This is a genomic window from Pseudoalteromonas sp. Z9A6 (assembly GCF_011378805.1).
GTDB classification, from domain to species: domain Bacteria; phylum Pseudomonadota; class Gammaproteobacteria; order Enterobacterales; family Alteromonadaceae; genus Pseudoalteromonas; species Pseudoalteromonas distincta.
Map to the genome: position 1 here is coordinate 1 of NZ_WTKZ01000132.1, position 819 is coordinate 819.

Annotated in this window: 2 protein-coding genes; one reads left to right on the plus strand and one right to left on the minus strand. The window is 37.2% G+C overall.

Annotated features, from left to right (window positions below; translation table 11 throughout):
• Nucleotides 1-13: 13 nt before the first annotated feature.
• Entirely contained in the window at nucleotides 14-541 is a 528-nt protein-coding gene (locus GQR53_RS20505) for a sugar O-acetyltransferase (protein ID WP_165745059.1), read from the minus strand.
• Between the two features lie 159 nt (nucleotides 542-700).
• On the opposite strand from GQR53_RS20505, the gene GQR53_RS20510 reads away from it, so the two are divergent.
• Nucleotides 701-819: DeoR family transcriptional regulator (locus GQR53_RS20510; RefSeq protein ID WP_165745060.1), on the plus strand; the 119-nt coding region annotated here is incomplete at its 3' end.

Sequence of the window (819 nt, forward strand, 5' to 3'; positions counted from 1 at the left end):
ACATCGGTAATAGCTATAATGTTCTTATTTCACGAGCTGGGTTACCCGCTACCACGGTATTAGCCATTACATTTTTAGTTACTACAGATCCTGCACCCACAATACTATTTTCACCAATACTCACACCCGCTAAAATAATAGCGCCTGCGCCAATCCATACGTTATTGCCTAACGCGATAGGGCCTGCAAAGTTTTCCTTATTAAGCCTTTCTGCTGGATTAGTAGCATGTGACACAGCTAAAAGCTGAACGTTCGGGCCTATTAAACAGTCATCACCAATGGTGATTGAGTGATTGGCTAATGGCGAGTCGAGAAGTGTGCAATTAATATTCATAAAAGTACGATCACCAATAACTATTTGATTGCCGTAATCGCAATGAAAACCTGATTCTAGAATTACACCATCACCCGACTTTAAAAATAACTCTTTGATACGTTTTAAGTTGCCTTTACTTGGGCTCTTATTAAATAAACGGCAGGTTTCACCTACTTGCTTTCGCTGTGCTAAGTATTCTTTACTGATACTGTTAAATGACTGCATTGTATTTATCTTTATCGCTTAATTAGTTATAGCTTACCGTACTTTTAGTTTTATTATTATTAGAATAAAACTGTGTTTTTTTTGCTCGTTCACTTGCCATTTAGGTTGTTTCGTTTAAAATCGCATAACTTTCGAAATGAAACTTAATTCACGAGCTTTATGACTAAACGAAACACACAGCAGCGTCGTCACAATATACTGGTTCAAGTTAATGAATTAGGTGAAGTAGCCGTTGAAAAGTTAGCACAGCAGTTTCAAACATCTGAAGTAACCATTCG